This is a genomic window from Candidatus Micrarchaeia archaeon, assembly GCA_041650355.1.
GTDB lineage: Archaea > Micrarchaeota > Micrarchaeia > Anstonellales > Bilamarchaeaceae > JAHJBR01.
Genome location: JBAZLI010000074.1, coordinates 1 through 4,558, shown reverse-complemented (window position 1 = coordinate 4,558; position 4,558 = coordinate 1). Strand labels below are relative to the sequence as shown.

Below are 4,558 nucleotides of genomic sequence, written 5' to 3'. Positions count from 1 at the left end.
TTTACAACGTTTTCTGCAGCAGACGCCCTGTTTTGCAAGCTTTCGGATCTGAGGCCACGCATTATGGGAATACGAGCAAACGGTTTCATGAAACCACCCAATAGATATTGCAGGGGGGAACCTTTTTAATTACTTGTTTTGCTATTTTTAGCAACATTTGAATTTTTTATGCGCCTTGTTCTTTGCACATGCTAGGCGAGGCCATAGGGCAGATTTATAAATCCTATTCGCCACAAATAGAGTATGAGTTCAGAATTGAGAGTAGGAGACGTGATGACTAAAAACGTTATAGTAATAGCTACTGGAAGTCCCCTGACCGACGCGGCTAGGATGATGAAAAGGTGCAACATCGGCTCCATAGTTGTTGTGGAGGGAAAAAAGGCCCTCGGGATAATAACCGAGCGCGACATTGTGCACAAAGTCATAGCCACAGGCAAGGACCTGAAAAAGGTCACGGTGGACGATGCGATGTCCCGGCCGCTCAGAGTGATAAAGCCTACAGCCAGCCTCGAAGAGGCCGCGAAGGCCATGAAAGGCAACAAGATAAAGAGGTTGCCCGTGGTGAACGAGCGGAAAGAGCTGATAGGCATATTGAGCGAGGGGGACATTGCAAGGCTGCTGCCTTCGGTCGTGGACCTTATAGAAGAAAGGGCACTGCTGAGATGACGCTAACGCTGTGCATGGATGGCCCCCTGAGCTTCAAGCCTTGAAGGACCGGTCAACAGTGCACAGCTCTCCTACTTATTCTGTATCTGGACTCCATGGGCAGCCTTTTCGCTGCCCGGAATGATGAGATGAGGCTCGAAGCAAGGGTACTGCCGAACGCGAAAAAATTCTCGCTCTCCATGGAAAATGAGACTGCGAAAATACGCGTGCCGGCCAAAGCCAAGGACAACGAAGCCAATCTGAAGCTCGTGCAGGAGCTCGGGAAAAGGCTGGGAAGGAAGGTGGTGATGGTGAGAGGGCACACCTCCAGGAAAAAGGTCCTTGAGATAGAGGGGGAAGCCGAGGAAGTGCTTGCCGAGCTGCTCGAAATCCAACAAAAACAATGAAGGGTGAAAAAGATGGGTAAAACATACATTGATACGGTCAAATACCTGATTTACACGGAGATAGAGGTTGATGGGCTGGTGGACAAGCCGGACGTGGTGGGAGCCATATTCGGCCAAACTGAAGGTTTGCTCGGCGACGATTTGGACCTGAGGGACCTCCAGAAGAATGGGAGGATAGGAAGAATAGATGTTGATTTGAGCTCGAGGGGGGGCAAGACCTACGGAGTGGTGAAGGTGCCCAGCAGCCTGGACATGGTGGAAACTTCCATAATCGCGGCTTCGCTCGAGATAGTGGACAGGATAGGCCCGTGCGACGGGAGGGTGAAGGTGCAGAAGATAGAGGACACGAGGAGCCAGAAGAGGAAAGTGCTCGTGGAAAGGGCGAAGAACCTGCTCAAGAACCTGCTCAACACCGAGATACCGGAGAGCAAGGAGATTAGCGAGATGGTGCGCGACCAGGTGAAGAGCTCGGAAGTGAGCGAATACGGCCCGGAGAAGCTCGCGTGCGGCCCGAACATAGAGAAGGTCGAGGACATAATGCTCGTGGAGGGGCGCGCGGACGTGATAAACCTGCTCAAGAACGACATAACGAACGTGATTGCCATAGGAGGCGCGAGGGTGCCTAAGAGCGTGGTGGAGCTTTCCAAGGGCAAGGAAGTCACGGTTTTCCTTGACGGGGACAGGGGAGGCGACATAATACTCAACGAACTCTCGCAGGGCGGGGTGGAGATTGACTTCGTCGCGAGGGCGCCGGTCGGGAAGGAAGTGGAGGAGCTCACGCGCAAGGAGATAATAAAGGTGCTCAGGAACAAGGTGCCCTTCGACCAGATAGACGGGCAGAAGAGCAAGCCCTTCGCGCAGTCCTACCAAACGAGGAGATACGTTGCGGAACAGCCGATGCAGGCCGAGGAGAAGAGGAATTTCGTGGAGCCCCAGCCGCAGCCAGCGAGGAGGGAGCGCGAATACAGGGAGGAACCTAGGGAGAGGAGGCATCTTGCGCCTGCACCTGCGCCATCGGTCAAGCCGATATTCGAAAGGATACACCAGATAATAACCCCGCGCGACGAGGCCCAGGAGCAGAAGGTTGAGGAAAAACCCGCAGCAGTGGAGGCCAAGCCCCCTGCTATGAGGAAATCCATGGAAGAGTTCATGGCCGACCTGAACGAGCTGAACAACACGCTCAAGGCCAGGGTGTACCTCAAGGACGGCGCGCTCGCGAAGGAAGTGCCGGTGAGGGACGTGATAAAGACCATAGAGGAGGTTGCCGGAGTTGATACAGTGGTTTTCGACGGAATAATAACCCAGAGGCTGGTGGACATAGCTTCCGGAAGGGGGGTGAAGACGCTCATCGGAGTGAGGCTGGGCAACGTCACCAAGAAGCCGGAGGAGATGCACATAGTGACGAAGACCAAGTGATTGCCGGATGCCTTCAGTTTTCATAAAAACCTGGGGGTGCACGCTCAACCAGAGCGACAGCGACCTGATGGAAGCGCTGCTTGTGGAGGCGGGCCACTACATCTGCGGAAGCGAGAGCGAAGCGGACGTGGTGGTGCTGAACACCTGCACGGTGAAGGGGGCCACGGAGAACAAGATTCTTGAGCATCTCAGAGGGCTTGCTGCGAAGGGCAGAAAAGTGGTGGTTGCAGGATGCCTCACGGCTAATTCCGAGCGGATACGGAAAATTGCCCCGAACGCGCCCCTCGTATGCTCTGGCTCGATTGCAAGAATCCGGGAAGCTGTGGACGCTGTAATGAGAGGTGAAAACGCCCGTTTTTTCAGCGAGTTCAGGAACAAAACTGGATTGCATAGGGTTGTGCGGGCCCCTGTCGCGCGGATTCCTATTGAGGAGGGGTGCGTGAGCAGGTGCGCGTTCTGCCAGACGAAGATTGCAAGGCCGTTTTTCTTCAGCTACCCTCCGAAGGAGGTGGTGCGCATGGCGGAGGAAGCGGTGCGCAAGGGGGCGCGGGAGATTCAGCTTACGGGCATGGACACGGGAGCTTACGGGCTTGATATCAAAACCGACCTGGTTTTCCTGCTCAGGGAGCTGTGCAAAATGGAGGGGGAATTCAAAATACGGCTCGGGATGATAAATCCCCAGCACGTGAAAAGGCTGGGCTCCGGACTGATTGAGGCCTTCAAAAGCGGAAAGATGTTCAAATTTTTGCACATTCCTGTGCAGAGCGGGAGCGAGAAAGTGTGCGCGGAGATGGGAAGAGGGCATACGGTTGTTGATTTCGAGAATTCAGTGAATGCGTTCAGGGAAGTTTTTCCTGACGTCACTATCGCGACGGACGTGATTGTGGCGTATCCTACGGAAAGCGAAGAGGACTACGCCAAGACCGTGGAATTGCTCGAGCGCGTGCGCCCGGATGTGGTGAATCTTTCCAGGTTCACGCCAAGGCCGGGAACCGAGGCGAAAAAGCTGAAGCAGATGAAGAGCGAAACTGCGAAGGAAAGGACTAAAGAGGTGCATGCACTCATTAAGCGGATTGCTGGGGAAAATGCGCAGAAGTTTGTCGGAAGGAGAATGGAGGCGCTCATTGTGGAGGCAGGCACGAAAGGGCAGGTGAAGGGAAGGAATGATTGCTATAGACAAGTCGTGCTGAAAGGGAATAAGGAGCTGATGGGAAAAAGAGTCAATATTTTTGTGGGGAAAGCCACGCACAGCTCGCTTTTCGGGAGAATAATTGGCTAAGCACGTAATTAAAACAATACAAAATGTAAAACTTTATATACTTATTGTTACATATACTTTACAGGTGTTTGCATGATTGGAAAGCCCGAATGGTTTGAAAGAAGGAAATACGGCGGCTGGGGCGTTGTTCCGAAAACCCGTGAGGGATGGTGGTATCTGGTAATCATGTTCGTGCCGTTCCTCATTTTCCAGGCGATTCCGTTCTGGAGCTTGGAAGTGCGCATTTGCTTGACTGCGGCCTGGCTAGCAGTTGTGGCATTTGACACCTTGGACATAATGGCCAGCATGAAAAATGACGAACGGGAGACGATGCACGAGGCGATTGCAGAGCGCAATGCGGCCTGGATGATGGTCGCGGTGCTCGCAATCGGGCTGTTGTACGAGGGCATCGGCTCTTCGCTCGCCCAGGCGCCGTACGTTGACCCCTTCCTCGCTATTGCGCTGTTCGCAGGGCTTGGCGCAAAAGCATACACCAACTGGAAACTTGAGAGGGAAAACTGATGAAGAACCGGCTGAAGGAGCTGCGGGCTAAGCTCGACATGACGCAGGAGGATCTGGCGCAGAGGGCGAAGGTCACAAGGCAGACCATAATCGCCATAGAGGCCAGGAAGTACAACCCGTCGCTCGAGCTGGCATTCAGACTGGCGCGCATTTTCAAAACGCCGATTGATGAATTGTTCAATTACGAGGGATGAAATCCTGCGTAAGCAGCTGAATGCGCGCGCGATTTCATTTAAGTGTACAAATAGATGTCCATCGCGGCCTGCGAATCGCTGGCCTGGTCGTAGAGAACGAATATTCTCCTCACTTT

General features: G+C 53.6%; 6 protein-coding genes. All 6 read left to right on the top strand.

Annotated features, from left to right (window positions below):
• Positions 1 to 243 precede the first annotated feature (243 nt).
• On the top strand, positions 244 to 666 hold the full coding sequence (locus tag WC488_04705; GenBank protein ID MFA5077700.1) for a CBS domain-containing protein: 423 nt from the start codon (positions 244 to 246) through the stop codon (positions 664 to 666).
• 95 nt (positions 667 to 761) lie between these two features.
• On the top strand, positions 762 to 1,052 hold the full coding sequence (locus WC488_04700) for a DUF167 domain-containing protein (GenBank protein MFA5077699.1): 291 nt from the start codon (positions 762 to 764) through the stop codon (positions 1,050 to 1,052).
• A gap of 12 nt (positions 1,053 to 1,064) precedes the next feature.
• Positions 1,065 to 2,468: a DNA primase DnaG gene (dnaG, locus tag WC488_04695; protein MFA5077698.1), complete on the top strand. Its 1,404-nt coding sequence runs from the start codon at positions 1,065 to 1,067 to the stop codon at positions 2,466 to 2,468.
• A 7-nt stretch (positions 2,469 to 2,475) separates the two neighbouring features.
• Positions 2,476 to 3,747 carry a tRNA (N(6)-L-threonylcarbamoyladenosine(37)-C(2))-methylthiotransferase gene (locus WC488_04690; GenBank protein MFA5077697.1) on the top strand — a complete coding sequence of 424 codons (1,272 nt, stop codon included), beginning with the start codon at positions 2,476 to 2,478 and terminating at the stop codon, positions 3,745 to 3,747.
• A gap of 72 nt (positions 3,748 to 3,819) precedes the next feature.
• Positions 3,820 to 4,248 carry a hypothetical protein gene (locus WC488_04685; protein MFA5077696.1) on the top strand — a complete coding sequence of 143 codons (429 nt, stop codon included), beginning with the start codon at positions 3,820 to 3,822 and terminating at the stop codon, positions 4,246 to 4,248.
• A complete protein-coding gene (locus tag WC488_04680; GenBank protein ID MFA5077695.1) occupies positions 4,248 to 4,442 on the top strand; it encodes a helix-turn-helix transcriptional regulator in 195 nt (64 codons plus the stop codon). Before WC488_04685 ends, WC488_04680 begins: the two co-directional genes overlap by 1 nt.
• Positions 4,443 to 4,558 lie beyond the last annotated feature (116 nt).

What these genes read in the sequence shown, in the direction of transcription:
- WC488_04705 (MFA5077700.1), top strand. Translation starts at nt 244, where the DNA reads ATGAGTTCAGAATTGAGAGTAGGAGACGTGATGACTAAAAACGTTATA.
- WC488_04700 (MFA5077699.1), top strand. Translation starts at nt 762, where the DNA reads ATGGGCAGCCTTTTCGCTGCCCGGAATGATGAGATGAGGCTCGAAGCA.
- dnaG (MFA5077698.1), top strand. Translation starts at nt 1,065, where the DNA reads ATGGGTAAAACATACATTGATACGGTCAAATACCTGATTTACACGGAG.
- WC488_04690 (MFA5077697.1), top strand. Translation starts at nt 2,476, where the DNA reads ATGCCTTCAGTTTTCATAAAAACCTGGGGGTGCACGCTCAACCAGAGC.
- WC488_04685 (MFA5077696.1), top strand. Translation starts at nt 3,820, where the DNA reads ATGATTGGAAAGCCCGAATGGTTTGAAAGAAGGAAATACGGCGGCTGG.
- WC488_04680 (MFA5077695.1), top strand. Translation starts at nt 4,248, where the DNA reads ATGAAGAACCGGCTGAAGGAGCTGCGGGCTAAGCTCGACATGACGCAG.